Origin of the sequence: Pontibacter silvestris (genome assembly GCF_020907275.1) — a bacterium.
Lineage (GTDB): Bacteria > Bacteroidota > Bacteroidia > Cytophagales > Hymenobacteraceae > Pontibacter > Pontibacter silvestris.
In genome coordinates this window covers 209706-229402 of record NZ_JAJJWI010000003.1, presented here as the reverse complement: position 1 = coordinate 229402, position 19697 = coordinate 209706, and the positions used below count along the sequence as shown (strand labels likewise).

The window sequence follows — 19697 nt, the reverse complement described above, 5'->3', positions numbered from 1 at the left end:
GACAGAAATGAAAAAATATAACAGTTTATTGGGATTTTTGATGGTTCTCTTGGTTGCTACAGGGTGTAGCGACTTCTTAGAGGAAGAAAATCTTTCAAATGCAAATTCAGAAGAATATTTTACCACTGAATCTGGCTATGAGAGCCTGGTGAACGCATGCTATTCACGTTTACGTCCTATATATAAAGAACCATGGCTTTTTACTGCCGGTACAGATATGTATGTGGAAGGACGAAATACGCAGCCAGTTGGAATTAGCGAGTACAGAGACCTTGCTCCCACTACATCAGAGGTAGAGTCTTTCTACAGGAATGTTTATGCTGCTATTCAAACCTGTAACGAAGCATTGTATTTTAATGACAAAACAGAGGCTACAGCTAATCTTAATGTCCTCAAGGGGGAAGTACAGTTTCTCAGAGGATATTATTACTTCCTGTTAGTGCAGCAGTTTGGTGGAGTAAGTATTGTAACAGACAGAATCAATGCGCCTGTTTCTCAATTCGAAAGAAACTCTGCTGAAGAAGTGTATGACTTTATTATAGCCGAAATGAATGAGGCCCTTGACCTTGTGCCTGAAAACAGCAGCGAATTTGGGCGTGTAAACAAGCGGGTAGTTCGCCACTATCTTGCTAAAGTTTATCTGACCCGTGGCTATGAAGAGTTTGGTACAGCGGCGGATTTTGAGCAGGCAGCAGCGCTGGCTGATGAGGCTATCGCAGGTCAATCGCTTACTACTTCGTTCGAGGAGGTATTCACGCCTGGTAGCGAGAAAAATAGCGAGGTATTATTCTCCATTCAGTATGATGCGGTATCAATGCCTAATCTTTCTAATAGTGGCAGCAACCAAAACTACTTCTTTGGCCCTTATATGGGGGGGCAGGGAGCTGCTGAAGGTTATCCTTACCGTTCTTACAGCCTGGTGCCAACCATGTATGTGTTTGACCTCTTTACCGAAAATGACACCAGGTTTGAAGGCACTTTTATGATTAACTATTACGATCGCTACTATGACTATTATGATAGAGCAGATGAGCGGGAAGACCTTAATATTCAATACTACTATGCTCCAAAATGGTCTTTAGCAGATACTACTGCATGGAGAGCCGCTGATCCAGCGCACAGAGCTGAAACTACCATAGTGCCATACTCCCCAGAATGGGAGGCCTCTACATCTACTGTTTTAGACAACGCCACTCCTGCTGTTAAAAAGTTTGATGATCCTACAGCTGTATTTTCTAATGGTGGCAGCAGTACCCGCGATGTATTCTTAGCTCGGTTAGCTGAGACTTACTTAATTGCAGCCGAAGCTTATTATCAAATGGGTGATGCGGGTACCGCCGCAGAAAGAATCAATGAAGTAAGAAGAAGAGCCGCTAAACCTGGTACAGAAAGTGAAATGATGATTACAGCAGCGGATGTGACCATTGATTTTATACTGGATGAAAGAGCAAGAGAGCTGGTTGGAGAGTACCATCGTTGGTTTGATCTGAAGCGTACAGGCACTTTGATGGAAAGAACCAGAGAATATAACCGGGATATAAAAGAGTGGTACAGCTTAGGCGTTGACCCTTTCCTGGGTGTGGATGGTAACTATAAAATACTGAGACCTATACCACAAGATGCTTTAGACCTGAATGATGCAGATATAGCTCAAAACCCAGGGTACTAATCTAAAGCTTATTTGGTAAGCTAAAAAGCAAAGGCAGGTAATAGCTTGTGGAATATAGCTATTACCTGCCTTTGCTTTTAAATCTTGCTTAGCTATAACAAGTTAAGATTTCCTCTTGAATAGTGATTTATTAAACTTACCATATATGGCCTCTCATAGATGCTGTAGTTAAATTATAGCTTAGTATTAAGCAACTTTTGAGGGTTACAAAGGTTTTATCGGGGTTAGTGTTTATACAAACTGGTATTATGCATGATACAACAGGATAGATGATTTATGCTGAAATTATACCTTAGAATGGTAAGTTGTGGAGTTATACTAGTGGCAGTTCACATAGTAAAGATTAAGCAGCACAATTGTGATGGATACTATCGCTATTGATAATTACTATTATGGATAGACGTTCTTTTCTGGCCTTAACAGCAGGATTTCCTTTTCTGTTTACAAGTAATAATCTCTTTGCAGGGGCTGGCAAAACTACTTGTGCCCTGGACAATACTTCGGCCTTTAGCAAAAGACTTAAACCTGTAGGGCGCGTGCTGGAAATGGAAGGGTACTACGTGTGGGGAACAAGCCCGATTATTGGGACTGATGGAAAAACGCATGTGTTCTTTTCGAGGTGGCCTGCCGAGAAGAAAATGGGTGGCTGGATTAATAGCTCTGAAATAGCCCATGCAGTAGCCGATTCACCGGAATCTCCTTTTGAGTTTGTGTCCACGGTGTTTGCTCCCAGAGGCGATGGCTTTTGGGATGGTACAACCTGCCACAACCCCCACATAAAGTTTGTTGATGGCAAATACTGTCTGTTCTATATGGGCAATTCCAATCGGAAAACAGACACCAAACGTGTGGGCCTAGCCATAGCAGATTCGATTTACGGACCCTGGCAACGTCCGGATCAGCCGCTATTAGAAGCAGGTGTAGAAGGAGCATGGGACGATCATTGTACGACAAATCCATCCTTTGTAAAACACCCTAATGGGCAGTACTGGCTCTACTACAAGTCTTGGAACACCTATGAGTACGAGAATTATACAGATCCTAAAATAAGAAGCAACCGAAAATATGGGTTAGCTATAGCAGATAAGCTGCAGGGGCCATATACAACATATGCAGGCAATCCAATAATAGATTATTCTGCTCTTGGTAATAATATACAGGCAGAAGACGGGCATGTGTGGTACGAAGATGGTAAGTTTAAAATGCTGATGCGCGACATGGGGTTCTTTAATCACCAATATGGTTTGTACCTGGAGTCAAAAAATGGTATAAAGTGGAGTGAACCTCAAATTGCTTTTTACAACACCGATCACTATTTCTCACAACCACCGGCACCAGGTCATTTATCAAAGTACGGGCGCTTCGAGAGGCCACAGTTACTCCAGCAAAATGGCAGACCTACACACCTTTTCCTGGCATCACAAGGCGGAAAGTATATGACATCAAGTGCGTTTATTTTTCAGGTAGCGCCATCAACCAAAAGCTAAGGCATATAAACCATTACTATATGAATAACTTTAAATTTGTCGTATCTGCACCAGGTAAATGCATGACTGCTTTTGCGCTGTTACTCCTGCTTGGTTGTAGTGCAACCGATAGCACAATAGGCACATTACCTGAAAAGATAGACCGCTATGGACTGGTGACACGCCACAATATTACCTTAACAGAACCAGATACCTTAGCCTCACTGTCAGTGGGCAATGGAGACTTTGCATATACTGTAGATATTTCAGGTTTACAGAGCTATCCGGAATATTATGAAAATGGCGTATCGCTGGGAACGCAATCGCAGTGGGGCTGGCACTCAGTGCCTACCGATCAAAATTATACTCTAGAGGATGTAGCAAGATATGATACGGCTGCTAATGGCAGAGTTATACCATTCCCGGTGCAGCACAAAGGTAGTGGCCGTATGGTAGATGCCATGAACTGGCTGCGCACTAACCCGCACAGGCTACACCTGGGAGTAATAGGTTTAGTACTGCTGAAAGAAAACGGCGAGCAGGCAGAGATACAGGAGTTACAGAAGGTAGACCAAAAACTGGATTTGTGGACAGGCAAAATTAAAAGCAAATATGAGGTGGAAGGAACGCCTGTAATGGTAGAACTGTATAGTCATCAGGGTGAAGATGCCATTGCTGCACGAATTACGTCTCCGCTTATCTCTAAACAGCGGCTAAAAGTGTCGCTCAAGTTTCCATATGGTGCAGATTGTCATGTATGCCCGGGATACAACTGGGATGATCAGGATAAACACACCACAACCCTTGCCCGGTCTGAGTCAGGTGTAAATCAGGTCCAACTTAAACGACAGTTGGATACGACGGTTTATTATACCAATGTTCGCTGGAATGAGAAAGGGGAGTTTACAGAAAAGGAAAAACATCATTATGAGCTAATACCATCGGCAGATCAGGAAAGCCTGGAGTTTACAGTTCTATTCAGTCAAAACCAGACAAACCGGATACCTGATTACGAAGCCACAGAAGCAAACAGCGAAGCCAACTGGAAAAACTTTTGGACAAAGGGAGGCGCCATAGACTTTTCAGGCTCAACAGACCCAAGAGCAAGTGAACTGGAGCGGCGGGTGGTTTTATCGCAATATCTTACCAAAATACAATGTACAGGAGACTTGCCTCCACAGGAAACTGGCCTTACCATGAACAGCTGGTATGGCAAACCACACCTGGAAATGCACTGGTGGCACGGCGTTCACTTTGCCTTATGGAACAGATTGGATCTGCTGGAGAAAAGCCTGCCTTGGTACAAAAAAGTAATGTCTAAAGCCAGAGCCACAGCTAAATGGCAGGGTTATGAGGGGGTAAGATGGCAGAAAATGACAGATCCTTACGGTAATGAAAGTCCGTCCAGCATTGGGCCATACCTTATCTGGCAGCAGCCGCATATTATTTACTTCTCAGAGTTGGTGTACCGCCAGCATCCTAACAAAGAAACGCTCGAAAAATATAAAGACCTGGTGTTCGAGACGGCTAACTTTATGGCCTCTTTTCCTACTTACAATCAGCAGGATCAGAAGTATCATCTAGCTTCACCCCTTATACCTGCACAAGAATTGTTTCCTGCTAAGGAGACCAATGATCCTCCTTTTGAACTCGCCTATTGGCATTATGCACTGTCGGTGGCGCAGGAGTGGAGATTACGCTTAGGACTGCCTGAAGATGAAAAATGGCAGGCTATTATCAATCAACTGGCTCCTTTGGCTATCAAAGATGGGTTATACTTACCAAGTGCTACGCATCCGCAGGCTTATGAAGATGATTTTTACCGCCGTGACCACCCGGTAGTGCTAGGTGCTTATGGGTACCTGCCACTCAGCGAGAAAATTGATACAGCCATTATGATGAACACTTACAAAGAGATTCTGAGTAAATGGCAATGGGAAACCACCTGGGGCTGGGACTACCCTATGATGGCTATGAGCGCAGCCAAATTAGGTGCTCCTGAAAAAGCAGTGGATGCCCTGTTTCTTGATGCGCAAAAGAACACTTACCTGCCGAACGGACATAATTACCAAGATAAGCGGCTCCGTATTTACCTGCCAGGCAACGGTGGTTTGCTAACTGCTGTGGCCATGATGGCAGCAGGTTGGGATGGCGCACCCGACAAGCCTGCACCAGGTTTCCCGGATAATGGAAAGTGGAAAGTAAAATGGGAGGGGCTGCATAAAATGCCTTAACTTTTAAAATACTGCGTTATGATGAGAAAAGGATTAAGTAGCAATGGCATAAGCTTAGTGCCATTGCTGTTTCTTGTTTTGCTTTTTAAGCAATCAATCGCTGCATCACCATGGCCTGAACCTGAAATTCCGGCATCATTAAAGTGGTCAGAAAGAATGGCTTTGTCTATAATGAAGAACAACCCGGAGCCCTGGATGATTGAGTTTTCGGAAAAGCCTGTTTGGAGTTATCCACAGGGGCTTGTATTGCATGCGTTTGAGGAAATAAACAAGCAAAGCCCAAAGCAGCAGTACCAGGATTACATAAAGGCCTATGCAGATCTTATGATTGATGAGCAGGGCAACATTAAAACCTACGATGCCACTTCGTTCAATATTGATATGCTCAATTCTGGAAAGATACTTTTTAATCTTTATGAAAAGACAAAAGACGAAAAGTACAGAACAGCCATTGAAACACTACGGAATCAACTGAAATGGCAGCCCCGCACTACAGAAGGAGGCTTTTGGCACAAATTGCGTTACCCTTGGCAAATGTGGCTGGATGGTGCGTATATGGGTTCTCCTTTCTTAGCGCAATATGGTAAAACTTTTGGCGACCAGAAAGCTTTTGATGATGTGGCAACACAGCTGATTCTGTTGGAGAAACATACCAAGGATAAGCAGACAGGACTGTTGTACCACGGCTGGGACGAAAGCAGGCTGCAGCCCTGGGCCAACCCACAAACTGGTACTTCTCCTAACTTTTGGGGCAGGGCAATGGGCTGGTATGCTATGGCTATAGTAGATGTGCTCGATTATTTCCCACAGGATCATCCTAAACGAAAAGAAATTATAGCCATACTACAGCGCTTGGCACCGGCACTTCAAAAATATCAGGATGCCAAAACAGGACTGTGGTACCAGGTGGTAGACCAAGGCACGCGCCAAGGCAACTACTTGGAAGCCTCTGCCTCCAGTATGTTTGTTTATGCGCTGGCTAAAGGAGTTAACAAAGGCTATTTAGACAAAAGTTTTCGAAAAGTGGCCGAAAAAGGGCACAAAGGCATTACTGATAACTTGGTAACTGTAAAAGCTGATGGAGAGGTAAACCTGAACCATGTATGTGCCGTGGCAGGTCTGGGGGCAGGCCGTAACGGTACTTTTGAATATTATGTAAACGAAAAAATCATGACAGACGACCCCAAAGGTACAGGCTCTTTCATTTTAGCAAGTCTTGAACTAAATAAATAACATAACCAAATGAAGCAAAATACCCTTAAGTATAAAATGTGTAGTTGGAAATATCTCTTCGCTTATGCGGTGCTGGTTGTGGCTGCCGTAAGCTGCACCAGTAAAACCAGCCCGGTAATAACTGCCGAAGCTAATCCCTGGAGTGGTATAGAAGAAATAAGAAAGCAGATAAAGGCACCAGCCTTTCCTGAGCGTGATTTCCTTATTACGGAATACGGCGCAATAGAGGGAGGAGAAGTGAAGTCTACCGAAGCCTTCAAGAAAGCAATAGAAGCTTGCCACAACAGCGGTGGAGGGCGTGTGGTGGTGCCAGGGGGTGTGTTCTTAACAGGGGCTATACATTTGAAAAGCAATGTTAACCTGCACCTTAAAGACAACGCCACCATACTTTTTAGCCGTGACACAGCCGACTATTTGCCGGTCGTATTCACACGTTGGGAAGGCATGGAACTGATGAATTATTCCCCTTTTATTTATGCTTATGAGCAGGAGAATATTGCCATTACAGGAAACGGAACCTTAGACGGTAATGCAAACAACGAATATTGGTGGCCCTGGTGCGGAGCTAAAAAGTTTGGCTGGGTAGAAGGCACGCCAAAACAAACACCCGCCCGAAATCTTTTGCATCAGCAGAACCACCAGGAGCAGGACCCTGCTACCAGAATATATGGAGCTGGTCATTACCTGCGCCCTCAGTTTGTGCAGCCTTACAAGTGTAAGAATGTACTTATAAGCGGTGTGAAAATGGTTAATTCACCCATGTGGAATCTGAACCCGGTGCTATGCGAGAATGTAACCATAGACAATGTAAAGGTAGTCTCGCTTGGCCCCAATAACGACGGTTGTGATCCGGAGTCGTGCAAAAATGTGCTGATAAAGAACTGCTATTTCGATACCGGAGATGACTGTATAGCCATTAAGTCAGGTCGCAACGAGGATGGTAGAAGAATTGGCAGACCATCCGAAAATATCATTATAGAGGCTTGTGAAATGAAAGACGGACACGGTGGAGTAGTAATAGGTAGCGAAATATCGGGTGGAGCCAGGAATATTTATGCCCTTAACTGTACCATGGATAGCCCAAACCTAGATCGTGTGCTACGTATTAAAACAAGCTCACAGCGTGGCGGCACAGTAGAAAACATCTTTATGAAAGATGTGAAAGTAGGCACTTATAAAGAAGCTGCTGTAAAGTGCAATATGTTCTATGAAGAGGCCGGAGATCATATGCCAAGCATCCGGAACATTTTGGTAGAGAATCTGCAGGTGCAAAACGGGGGGAAGTATGGTGTCCTGGTTAATGCTTATGAGGAGTCACCGGTGGAGAACCTGCGGTTGGTGAACTGTACCATCAATGGTGTGGAAGAACCTGTGAAAGTTGATCATGTGAAAGGTTTGAAGTTTAAAAATGTTACGATAAACAAACAGCCTTACCAATATGATAGTGCTACTGCTAAAGAGTAGTAGCAATCATGATATAAATTATTAGGGTGTTAACTGTTTTTCTGAAGAACAGTTAACACCCTAATAATTTATGACAGTTGGCAGTTTATAACAAGTACTTAAGTAAGAAGATTATAAAATATGGCAGGATGGTGCAGGATGCTTCTGTGACAAACGAATAGTAGTTTTATCTCAAATTAAGTGACTTCTATTCTAAATAAAGCACGAATGCATTTGATAATATGAAGAAAAAACTACATTATGCGCACTATGTATTTTGGGCATTGCCAATGCTTGGCCTCGGGACTACTATTGCTCAGGCTGAAAGCAAAGCTAGCTACAAGAAATTAGCTATCGCTAAAGCAGAAGCTACCTTAGCAACAGCTATTAATTATCACACAGGTAGAGAGGGAAGCAGTGCAGAAATAGTAAAGCTTGCAGATGTTACTGTTACAGGTAGAGTGACCGGAGAAAACGGTGAGGGTTTGCCTGGGGTGACCATTCAGGTAAAGGGTACCACACAAGGTACAGCAACAGATGTAGAAGGAAACTTTTCGCTTATCCTTCCAGATGGGAATGCGACTCTTGTGGTATCTTATGTAGGGTATGCTACGCAAGAGGTTGCTGTTAATAACCGGGCTACGGTTAATATATCTTTGGCAACGGATGCGGAAGCACTGGAAGAAGTTGTGGTAATTGGTTATGGTACCGCACAGAAGAGCGATGTAACAGGTTCTTTATCGTCTGTAACTGCTGAGCAGATTGAGCAGGTGCCAGTGCAAAACATTACACAAGCCCTGCAAGGCCGGGCAGCTGGTGTGGATATAGCTGCCGGTACTTTCAGGCCTGGTGAGGTGCCAGCCATTACGATCAGGGGTAACCGCTCCATAAGTGCCACTAATGAACCGTTATATGTTGTGGATGGTATACCGTTAGCCCAAGGTAGCGGCCTCAATGATTTCAATCCCTTAGATATTGAGTCTATTGAAATTTTGAAAGATGCATCTTCCACGGCTATCTATGGGTCGAGAGGTGCTAACGGGGTAGTGCTGGTTACAACTAAAAAAGGGAGAGAAGGTAAGTTTTCTGTCAATTATGATACTTATGTTAGCTTAGACAGGCCACTGGTTACCCTGGACTTGTTTGATGGCCCTGGGTTTGCAGAACTCAGGCGCGAATCTTACAGGAATCTTGAAGAAACCAATGATCAAATCTATAGTACACCTTATCCTAACCCTGCAGATGATTTTAGGTTATTTGGACGAGACCCCTACACATGGGCTTCGTTGGCAATGGGGTACGAGTGGGAAGACCAGGAAAACCTAATCCCGAGATACAGACAAGCTACCCCAGAAGAGCAGGAGCAATACGGGGTAACACAAATACCCATTTATAATCCGGCAAATGTACGAAGTACAGACTGGCAGGACATGGCTTTGCGTGATGCCGTTACGCAAAACCACCAGATTATGATAAGGGGTGGTTCTGAAAAAATTAGGGCAGCTTTTTCAGCGGGTTATTTAGATCAGGAAGGCATTCAGCCGGGACAGGATTTTAAACGATATAATACCCGCCTAAATGTGAATTATGATGTGGCTAAGTTCCTGACGATGGGAGCCTCTGTTAATGCAAACGTCAATATTCAGAATCTAGGCGGAAATATTTATGGTCGATTTATTTCACAAATACCACTTGCCGTCCCTTATGATTCGGCTGGAAACTTTATACAACTTCCAGGAGCTGACGATCAAGTTTATAATCCTATCCGTGAGGCTGATCTGGTTTTTAATGAGCGTCGTACTACCCGTTTTTTTGGTAGCTTTTATGCCGAAGCAAAATTGCTGGAAGGTTTGCGTTACCGCCTAAACTTCGGCCCGGATTATCGGCAGACCAGAAACGGTACATTTGAGAGTGGCTTGTCCGCTGAACGACAAGGTACTTCGAGGGCTGTAAACAATCAAAGCCAGAACTTTACGTATGTAGTTGAAAACCTGTTATTCTACGACAAAACCTTTGGCGTAGACCATAACTTAGGAGTAACATTACTGCAAAGTATCCAAAAGGATAGAAGTGAATCTATTGGCATTACCGCTACAGATTTTCCTTACGAAAGCCAGCTGTGGTACAACATAGGAACTACAAATCAAGGTCAGCCAAGCGCTTTTTCCAGTGGCTATTCTCTGAGAACATTACAATCCTGGATGGGACGTGTGAACTATAGTTTTAAAGATCGCTACTTGTTAACAGCCTCTGGCCGTTATGATGGCTCATCTGTATTGGCCCCAGGCAACCAATGGGATTTCTTCCCTTCGTTTGCCCTTGCCTGGAAAGCAGAGGAAGAGGAATTTTTAAGAGATGTAGCTTTTATTAACCAATTGAAATTGCGTGTTGGCTACGGTGCGGTTGGGCAGTCTTCTATAGATCCTTACCAGACAGGTGGTATATTGGCACGTACACCTTATGTATGGAACGAATCCCCAGCTTACGGCTACGCGCCATCTGGCCAAAGGTTACCAGATTTAAGTTGGGAAAAAACCAGTACTATTAACGCCGGTATTGATTTTGCCTTTCTTGACTATAGAATCAGTGGTACGGTAGATGTATACCGGGCAAACACTACGAATTTGATTATGCCAAGATCATTACCAACAGCATCTGGTTTTGGGAGTGTATTACAGAACATTGGCGCTACCCGTAACACAGGTATTGAGGTTTCTTTAACTACCGATAATATACGGTCTGTGGATGGATTTAATTGGAGTACTGACTTTATCTTTACTAAAAATAAAGAAGAATTTGTTGAAACTCACCTTGGCGAGATAGACGATGTTGGCAACAGGTGGTTTATTGGCCAGCCGTTAGGAGTTTATTATGACTATAAGTTTGATGGCATCTGGCAAGCAGATCAGGCAGACCAAGCCGCTCAATATGGGCAGGTACCTGGTGACATAAGAGTGGTTGACGTAAATAATGATAATCAGATTAATGCGCAGGACCTGATGGTGCTAGGTTCTAACAGGCCTAAATGGTCGGGTAGTATAAACAACAGGTTTTCTTACAAGGGATTTGAGCTAACGTTCCTAGTATATGCAAGAATAGGCCAGATGATAAATAACGCGATGTATCGCCCAGGACTTGGCGGCCGTTACCAGAGCATCGCTTGGGACTACTGGACTCCTACTAATCCAAGTAACGAATTCCCTCGACCTATCAAAGACATGGACATTTCAGAGTATGGCCAATCATTGCAATATCAGAACGGAGATTTTGTGAAAGTGCGAAATATATCTTTAAACTATACTTTTCCGCAGTCCTTTGTCTCTAAATTTAAGGGAAGCAATTTAAATGTTTATGTAAATGTGGTTAATCCATTCTTATTTACTGATTTCGAAGCACTTGACCCCGAGGTTACGGATCCGGGCACAGGTACTGCGGAGAATAGACGCGCCCTTGGCCTAAGTACCAGGAGCTTTGTATTTGGTTTAAGGGTAGGATTTTAACACATAGATAAAGAAATGAAAAAGAAAAATATATTAATAGCAGCTCTCTTATCGCCACTGCTGCTGTTTAGCACTACCTCCTGCGAGGACTTTATGGAAGAAGAGTTGGTAGGTACGCTAACGGAAGACTATTATAATACCGAGCAAGGGGTAGAAGACTTGATAGATGCAGCCTATGAGCCAACTCGTACAAAGTTTACCTACGAATGGGCATATGCTTTATGGAACTTTGGGACCGACGAATTTACCAATGGTGATCAGGTGAATTTTAATTATTACAACACCTATGATAGTCGGCTAAATGCTAATCCAGCAGACCCGGATGTTTTTATGCATGAGGTTTGGAGCATGTACTATGACGGTATCAACAGGGCAAATACAGGGCTCCAGTACATACCACAAGTTGAGGGTGAGCGAATATTGATAACGCCTGAGGCTAAAGCAAGCCGCATGGCAGAACTGCGTTTCTTGCGTGGGCTGTATTACTTTACGCTGGTACAGCAGTTTGGAGCTATACCTTTGGTGCTTGAGCCAACAGAAGGTATCAGAACAGAGTTTTCCAGAGCCCCGGTGCCGGATGTATACAAAGTTATTATAGCAGACCTAAGATTTGCCTCCGAAAATTTACCCGCTACTCAACCTGACTTTGGGCGGGCAACCAAAGGAGCGGCCCAGCATTATCTGGCAAAGGCTTATCTAACCCGGGGCAGTGCCAGAACCGACCAGCGAGGCCAGCAGCCAACTGATATGGATAGCGCTGCCTATTATGCAGATCAGGTTATTAACTCTCCTGTATATTCTTTAGAGGATAATTATGCTGACCTGTGGGTTCTTTCCAGCTATGATGATAATGTAAATACGTCCCAAACAAGTGAAGAAGTTATTTTCTCTGCACAATGGAACGATGACCCTTTGATTGCCGGACGCTACGGAAACCAGACGCACCTGTACTATATCATGCAGTATGATAACCTCCCTGGTATGATACGTGACATTGAGAATGGGCGGCCTTTCCGCCGATTGATGCCTACGGATTATACCATGGATATTTATGACCGTAAAAACGACTCTCGTTTTTATAAGAGTTTCAAGTTAGCTTGGATCGCTAATAACCCGAATACTATCCCAACATGGAGTGCTGCCAATGCCCCTGACCCTAGCTTAGTGGGTCAGCCTAAGTTTACGGAGGGCGATACAGCGGCTTACATCTGGGTAAATATGCCGGAGACTGCTTTAACACAAAACATGATCGATGCCTCACGCTATGCTATCTTCCCACGTTATTACACAAACGAAAACGGAGAATTAGTATCGGCATTTGCTACCAGAAATAGGTATCCGACGCTGGTAAAGTGGCTTGATCCATTCCGGCAAAGTGCTAACCAGCAACAAGGTGTGAAAGATGGCCTATTGGCTCGTTTAGGAGAAACATACTTAATAGCTGCCGAAGCTTACGGTAGAATGGGAAATTATGCCAAAGCCCTAGAATATGTGAACGTATTACGCCAGCGGGCAGCTTATAAAGCCGGAGAAGTAAAGCGGGCAGAGTATTGGCTTGTAGAAGGCGGTGAGAGAGGCGATATGTCAAGCACATATGAAGAGATAATGGCTACAGAAGAGTTGTTTACCACCAATGCGCCAAGCGAAATGTATCCCGCTAATGTTACGTCAACAGAAGAAAGGTTTATCCATTTCATATTAAATGAAAGAACCCGTGAGCTGGCAGGAGAATTCCATCGTTGGGAGGACCTCGTTCGTACTGAAACATTGGTAACTAGAGCTGAAGCATACAATCCAGATGTTGAAAATATACAGGACTTTCATTCACTGCGACCAATTCCGTTGCAGCACCTGGAACGAGTAACGAGCAATGGGGAACCTCTTACTTCCGATCAACGGCAAGCAGAACAAAACCCAGGCTATTAATTTTCTTTAGACTTTTAAGAAAGGGGAACAGTGATCTTAAATCCTGTTCCCCTTTTCCTATAATAATAGATCTGTTAGATTATCATAAGTGTGTCTTATGACAATCTATTCTTCGTTGCTCTGTTGCCATTTCTTGCTTTAGTGATAGTTTATCTCTTTTTAACTAACAATTGGTAGTATATTCCGTTTAAGCAGTAATCTATAATAGATCCTTACAGTCTCGTTACCGGTTCTAATAGCTTTTCTGGCATGCTAAAAGCCATAGAAAGATGGTCTTCCTTTGGTTTTACAAATCGACAATTATACTGCCAGTAAGTTTGATATTAGAGGTGCACAAGTACCTTTTAAAAGCTATAAAAGATATGAATTCCTTGGTAAGGACATTCGTCAGATAACAGTAAAAGCCATTGCAACATGAGCGAAAAAGTACAGAAAGCACCGCTGATAAGTTCAGGCAACACTTGGGCCTTTGTCCTCATCACCAGCCTTTTCTTCCTCTGGGGGCTGGCCAACAACATGACCGACACGCTCCTGGCTGCCTTCAAGCGGATCATGAGCATGTCTGACTTCCAGACTTCGTGGATACAGATGGCCTTCTACGGTTCCTACTTTTGCCTGGCCCTGCCTGCGGCTATCCTGATAAAGAAATACAGCTACAAGACAGGTATTCTGCTGGGCCTGGGCTTGTTTATATTGGGCTCGCTGCTTTTCTACCCGGCAAGCATTACCATGTCTTACACGCACTTCCTGGTGGCGCTCTATGTATTGGCAGGAGGGCTTTCTGTACTGGAGACGGCGGCTAACCCTTACATTGTAGCTATGGGAGCGGAGGACTCAGGTACCAGAAGGTTAAATCTGGCGCAGGCTTTTAATCCTATCGGTTCTATTACAGGTGTGCTGCTGAGTAAGGTTTTCATCCTTTCACGGCTTAACCTTTCCGGAGCGGAGGAGCGTGCTGCCATGAGTGCCGAGCAGCTGCGTAATGTGCAGTCTGAGGAGCTGACAGCGGTGATGGGGCCTTATGTGGGCGTGGCCTTTTTCCTGATCGTGCTCTGGGTGGTGGTCAAGCTTACGGATATGCCAAAGGGTTCTGATGCGGGTTCTAAACTTGATCTGGGTACTGCTTTCAGGAGATTGGCAATGAACCCGCATTACGTGTGGGCGGTGGTGGCACAGTTTTTCTATGTGGGGGCCCAGATAGGGGTGTGGTCCTTCACCATACGCTATGTGATGCAGGAGCTGCGGCTGGACGAGGAGGGGGCAGTAAGCTATTACATGGTGGCTTTGGTGCTGTTTATGGCCTGTCGCTTTGTGTTCACCTTCCTGATGCGCTACATTAGCCCAAGGCTTCTGCTGTTGGGAACAGCAGTGGCAGCGTGTGTATGTATGCTCATTGTCATCTACGGCAGCGGTCAGGTGGGAGTGTGGGCCTTAGTGGCTACCTCAGGTTGTATGTCGCTGATGTTCCCCACTATCTACGGACTGGGCATCAGAGGGCTGGGGCAGGACACCAAGATCGGTGGCTCAGGACTGGTGATGGCTATTCTCGGTGGAGCGGTACTGACGGCGGTACAGGGGCAGGTTTCCGATGCGGCACAGGATGTCAGTACTGCCTTTTACGTGCCGCTTGCTTGCTTTACAGTCGTGGCTATTTACGCGTTAACGAAGGGTAAGCCTAAGACAGTTTCTAAGAAAGTGCACAGTAAAAGCACTGCGGCTTTATCAGATGAACCTCTTAAAGAGGTGGTGCAGTAAGTCAGATACAGCACCCATAACTCCAAGCCAGTTTGCTTTAACTCATAAGGGTTTATCGTGCCAAACCGGACAGAACAGGATACTTCTGTCAGAACAGCCAACTATATTTATTGTAGTTGGCTGTTTCTTTAACAGAAAAGAAAAGTACAGGGACAAGCGGAGTTGGCATGAGTTGTTTTAAAGTTTATTGATATGAGAAGAATAACAGTATCAGTGTTAGTAGGTATACAGGTCCTTTCTGTCTGTTTCTGTTCTAAGGCACAGCAGGTAATGGAGACTGGTTCTCAAAAGCCTATGCCGCAGGAGTGGATTGATAAAGATACAGGGCACAGAATTAAGCGCATCTCTTTAAGCGAAGGCAGTAACGCCAGTTTTTACTTTCATAATAATCCTTTCCTAAAGCAAAAGAAAATCGAAGGCAATGTGATGGTGTATTATAATACAGATGCAAAGAACAACAAGCAACTTTGTACTGTTAACCTTAAAACATTAAAAACTGAGCAACTTACTGATAATGCTTCTCCAAAAAAAGGAGAATTACTGGCACCAAAGCACCGTGAAGCCTTCTACCAGAGCAACGACAGTATATTTGCCACCAGTATAGACACTAAAAAAACAAGGCTAGTGTACGTTTTCCCCAAGGATATAAGGGGAAGCATTACTACACTAAATGCTGATGAAACATTGCTGGGCGGTAGCTTTGCCGGGCCTGAGAAAGATGAAATTTACAGGAAGTACCCTGAAAAGAGCGATTATTTTAATCGAATCTACGATGCGAAAATTCCACATACCTTATTTACCGTAAACCTTAAAACAGGCGAACTAAAAGAGATACACCAGGAAAATACATGGTTAGGCCACATCCAGTTTTCTCCTACCGATCCTGACCTGCTGATGTTCTGTCACGAAGGCCCCTGGCATAAAGTAGACCGCATCTGGACTTATAACATGAAGAGCGGTAAAGTAAAGAAAATGCATACCCGCACGGTGGAAAACGAAATCGCAGGGCATGAGTTTTTTAGCCCCGATGGCAAAACCATTTGGTTCGATCAACAGGTGCCTAGAAGTGTTGCCTTTTATCTGACTGGGACAGATGTTACTACTGGTAAAGAGAAGCAATACCAGATTGATCGGAATGAGTGGTCAATTCACTTTAATGTGTCATCGGATCAGAAGTTGTTTGCAGGAGATGGCGGTGACCAAGGGCAGGTAGCCAAAGCAGAAGATGGCATGTGGGTTTACCTTTTCCGCCCCGAAGGTAACCGGCTTAAGTCAGAGCGGTTAGTCAACATGAGGCATCACTATTATAGACTCGAACCCAACGTTCACTTTTCACCAGACGGGAAGTGGGTTATTTTCAGGGCCAACTTTGAGGGTGAAAGCCAGGTGTATGCAGTGGAAATAGAAAAGAGTGGGAAAAAGCTAGGTGCTACGTATTAGTTACTCTTGTTAGACATAGCATAAGTAAATGTAAAGTAAAAACTCTGTGCTGATCTACAGGGCAGACAAATGTTTTAACCTGTTTTAGGGGAAGTGTTTTCAGCTTAAAAAAAGTCATGTTAGATGAGAAAAACTGCTAAATGTATTGGTGTGCTGGGTGTTTGCTTATCCATGCTTGGCAGCTTTACAACTTTTGGACAAGATAAGGAACAACCGAAATGGCCTGCTATAACACAGGAGACCAAACCCTGGACCCGCTGGTGGTGGATGGGAAGTGCTGTAAATCAACAGGACCTGACCCAGCTAATGGAGCAGTACCAGAAGGCTGGTTTGGGTGGTGTGGAAGTTACGCCTATCTACGGTGCAAAAGGATATGAAAATCAGTTTATTGATTTTCTGTCTCCGAAGTGGATGGAGATGCTTACCCATACCTTGAAAGAAGGTAACCGGCTGGAGATGGGCGTAGATATGGCACAGGCATCGGGCTGGCCATTTGGCGGTCCGTGGGTAAGTCAGGAAGATGCCTGTAAATATGTAGCGCATAAAACTTATTCACTTAAAGGTGGTGAAAGCCTAAAAGAGCCGGTGCAGTATATGCAGGAACCTTTGGTACGGACCGTGGGGGAGAAGATTGCCATCGCAGAGCTACAGGAGCCAATCTCGAAGAACCCGAACCTTCAACTGCATGCCTTTGACCAGGTAAGGTTTCCGAAGCTGCTTCCGCTGCAGGCATTAATGGCATATTCCGATAAAAGAGATGTACTGAACCTGACAGAAAAGGTAGGTGAAAATGGTAACCTTAACTGGAAAGCACCTGCCGGAAACTGGGCCCTATATGCCATATTCCAGGGGTGGCATGGTAAGATGGTGGAGCGTGCTGGGCCGGGAGGTGAAGGCGATGTGATAGATCATTTCTCGGAGCAAGCAACAGAAAATTACTTAACGTATTTTGATAAGGCGTTTGAAGGACAGGATATAAAATCATTACGCGCCTTTTTTAACGATTCTTATGAAGTAGACGATGCGCAGGGTGAGGCCAATTGGACACCTCAGATGTTTGAGGAGTTCGAAAAACGCCGTGGTTATGATTTACGCAAGCACCTTCCTGCACTATTTGGTAAAGACACTGAAGAAAACAATCAGCGGGTGCTCTGTGACTACCGCGAGACTGTTGCCGACCTGATCCTGGAAAACTACACAAAGGAGTGGCATGAGTGGGCTGAAAAGCATGATGCACTTATTCGTAACCAGGCGCATGGCTCACCCGCGAATATCTTGGACTTATATGCTGCTACAGATATACCGGAAATAGAAGGAACAGATATCCAACGCATAAAGTTTGCCTCTTCTGCGGCTAATGTTACAGGTAAAAAGCTTATTTCTTCGGAGTCGGCAACATGGGAGAATGAACACTTCTTGTCCAGGTTAAGTGATGTTAAGAAAGCCATGGACCTTTTCTTATTAGGAGGCGTAAATCACACCTTTTATCATGGTACCAATTACTCACCTGGGGAGGCAGAGTGGCCTGGCTGGCTGTTTTATGCTGCAGTACATTTTAACCCAAACAACACCTTTTGGACAGACTTTGCAGCTCTTAATACCTATGTAGCACGTTGTCAGTCTTTCCTGCAGTTGGGCAAGCCTGACAATGATGTGTTGCTTTACCTGCCGATCTACGATTCGTTCTCGACACCAGGCAGATCATTACTTCAGCACTTTGACGGAATAGACCACGGCTTTAAAGGAACAGGTTTGGAAGCCAGTGCCGAAACCATGTGGGAGAAGGGCTACAGCTACGACTTTATTTCTGATCGCCAGTTACATAATGTAAAAGAAGATAGCAAAAAATTAGTAACAGGTGACATTGCTTATAAAACTATAGTTATACCAGACGCTCACTTTATACCACTGGAGACATTTGAGAAACTGGTACAACTAGCTAAAGATGGTGCAACTGTAGTAGTTTATAGAAACCTGCCAACCAGTGTGCCTGGGCTAGGTAATCTGAACGACCGACAAGAGGGATATCAGAAACTACTAGCTCAGCTAAACTTTACAAATACTGATAAAGCAGATATCAAAAAAGCTATGGTTGGAGAAGGTGCTTTTATGGTTGGAGACGATTTAGATCAGGTCTTAAGCTATGCTGGTGTACAACGTGAGCAATTAGCAGATAAAGGTTTACAATACGTTCGCCGAAAGCACGATAAAGGCAACTATTACTTTATGGCTAACCCAAACGACAAAGCTTTTGCAGGCTGGGTAGCTTTGCAGGCAAATACTCAGGCAGTGGCATTGTTTAACCCTATGACCGGAAAGGCGGGCTATGCTGATCTGCGTAAATCCACAACAGGCAAAAGCGAAGTTTATGTACAGTTGACACCAGGTGAATCTGTTATTCTCGAAACCTCTGATGCGCCTGCCAATGGAGCACATTATACTTTCCACAAACCAGTTGGCAATGCGCAGGAGCTAAAAGGCAGTTGGTCTGTAAATTTTATGGAAGGAGGCCCTAAAATCCCCTCTGAAGTAAAGACGGCAGCGTTGAAGTCCTGGACAGCTTTTGGTGGAGTAGATGTGAAGAACTTTTCCGGTACAGCAAAATATGCCCTGTCATTTTCAAAGCCTAAGGGTAAAGCGGAAGCTTGGCTACTTGATTTGGGGCGTGTGGAAGAGAGTGCGCGGGTTGTGCTGAATGGTGTCGCATTAGATACACTTATTGGGCCTGCTTATCAGGTAACTGTTCCACAGAGCTTACTTAAGCGGAAGAATGTGTTGGAAGTTTATGTCTCTAACGCTATGGCAAACCGGGTAGCTTACTTGGACCGCAACAACATTACTTGGCAAAAGTTCTATAACATTAACATGTCTGCTCGCTTGCCTGAAAACAGGGATAAGAATGGTGTGTTTACAGCTTCTAAATGGCAACCCAAAAACTCTGGTTTGATAGGCCCTGTAACGTTTACTCCGGTAAAGGCTATATCAGGAAACTCCACAGAAAACAATAAAGAACAAGTATTATCACAATAAA

Annotated in this window: 10 protein-coding genes; all 10 read left to right on the top strand. The window is 44.3% G+C overall.

The genetic code is table 11. The annotated features are described in order from the left end of the window. The first annotated feature begins 7 nt into the window (after window positions 1-7). The 10 genes from LN995_RS04085 (at window position 8) to LN995_RS04040 (ending at window position 19696) form a co-directional block, all read left to right on the top strand. Window positions 8-1669, top strand: coding sequence for a RagB/SusD family nutrient uptake outer membrane protein (locus tag LN995_RS04085; protein WP_229958623.1), 1662 nt, complete (start codon window positions 8-10; stop codon window positions 1667-1669). Window positions 1670-2061: 392 nt separating this feature from the next. After that, window positions 2062-3156: a glycoside hydrolase family protein gene (locus LN995_RS04080; protein WP_229958621.1), complete on the top strand. Its 1095-nt coding sequence runs from the start codon at window positions 2062-2064 to the stop codon at window positions 3154-3156. A 20-nt stretch (window positions 3157-3176) separates the two neighbouring features. Beyond that, complete coding sequence (locus LN995_RS04075) at window positions 3177-5369, top strand: hypothetical protein (protein ID WP_229958619.1); 2193 nt, start codon at window positions 3177-3179, stop codon at window positions 5367-5369. An 18-nt stretch (window positions 5370-5387) separates the two neighbouring features. Next, entirely contained in the window at window positions 5388-6602 is a 1215-nt protein-coding gene (locus tag LN995_RS04070) for a glycoside hydrolase family 88/105 protein (protein ID WP_229958618.1), read from the top strand. Window positions 6603-6611: 9 nt separating this feature from the next. Beyond that, entirely contained in the window at window positions 6612-8066 is a 1455-nt protein-coding gene (locus LN995_RS04065; RefSeq protein WP_229958617.1) for a glycoside hydrolase family 28 protein, read from the top strand. A gap of 221 nt (window positions 8067-8287) precedes the next feature. After that, complete coding sequence (locus LN995_RS04060) at window positions 8288-11545, top strand: SusC/RagA family TonB-linked outer membrane protein (RefSeq protein WP_229958616.1); 3258 nt, start codon at window positions 8288-8290, stop codon at window positions 11543-11545. A 15-nt stretch (window positions 11546-11560) separates the two neighbouring features. Next, entirely contained in the window at window positions 11561-13471 is a 1911-nt protein-coding gene (locus LN995_RS04055) for a RagB/SusD family nutrient uptake outer membrane protein (protein ID WP_229958615.1), read from the top strand. Window positions 13472-13885: 414 nt separating this feature from the next. Beyond that, the gene (fucP, locus tag LN995_RS04050; protein ID WP_229958614.1) at window positions 13886-15226 is read left to right on the top strand and encodes an L-fucose:H+ symporter permease; all 1341 of its coding nucleotides are present in this window, start codon (window positions 13886-13888) and stop codon (window positions 15224-15226) included. Between the two features lie 192 nt (window positions 15227-15418). After that, on the top strand, window positions 15419-16666 hold the full coding sequence (locus LN995_RS04045) for an oligogalacturonate lyase family protein (RefSeq protein ID WP_229958613.1): 1248 nt from the start codon (window positions 15419-15421) through the stop codon (window positions 16664-16666). A gap of 123 nt (window positions 16667-16789) precedes the next feature. Next, on the top strand, window positions 16790-19696 hold the full coding sequence (locus LN995_RS04040; protein ID WP_229958612.1) for a glycosyl hydrolase: 2907 nt from the start codon (window positions 16790-16792) through the stop codon (window positions 19694-19696). The last annotated feature ends 1 nt before the right edge of the window (window position 19697 follow it).

Coding starts and splice junctions, on each gene's coding strand:
- LN995_RS04085 (WP_229958623.1), top strand. CDS start 8: ATGAAAAAATATAACAGTTTATTGGGATTTTTGATGGTTCTCTTGGTT.
- LN995_RS04040 (WP_229958612.1), top strand. CDS start 16,790: ATGAGAAAAACTGCTAAATGTATTGGTGTGCTGGGTGTTTGCTTATCC.
- LN995_RS04080 (WP_229958621.1), top strand. CDS start 2,062: ATGGATAGACGTTCTTTTCTGGCCTTAACAGCAGGATTTCCTTTTCTG.
- LN995_RS04060 (WP_229958616.1), top strand. CDS start 8,288: ATGAAGAAAAAACTACATTATGCGCACTATGTATTTTGGGCATTGCCA.
- LN995_RS04045 (WP_229958613.1), top strand. CDS start 15,419: ATGAGAAGAATAACAGTATCAGTGTTAGTAGGTATACAGGTCCTTTCT.
- LN995_RS04075 (WP_229958619.1), top strand. CDS start 3,177: ATGAATAACTTTAAATTTGTCGTATCTGCACCAGGTAAATGCATGACT.
- LN995_RS04055 (WP_229958615.1), top strand. CDS start 11,561: ATGAAAAAGAAAAATATATTAATAGCAGCTCTCTTATCGCCACTGCTG.
- fucP (WP_229958614.1), top strand. CDS start 13,886: ATGAGCGAAAAAGTACAGAAAGCACCGCTGATAAGTTCAGGCAACACT.
- LN995_RS04065 (WP_229958617.1), top strand. CDS start 6,612: ATGAAGCAAAATACCCTTAAGTATAAAATGTGTAGTTGGAAATATCTC.
- LN995_RS04070 (WP_229958618.1), top strand. CDS start 5,388: ATGATGAGAAAAGGATTAAGTAGCAATGGCATAAGCTTAGTGCCATTG.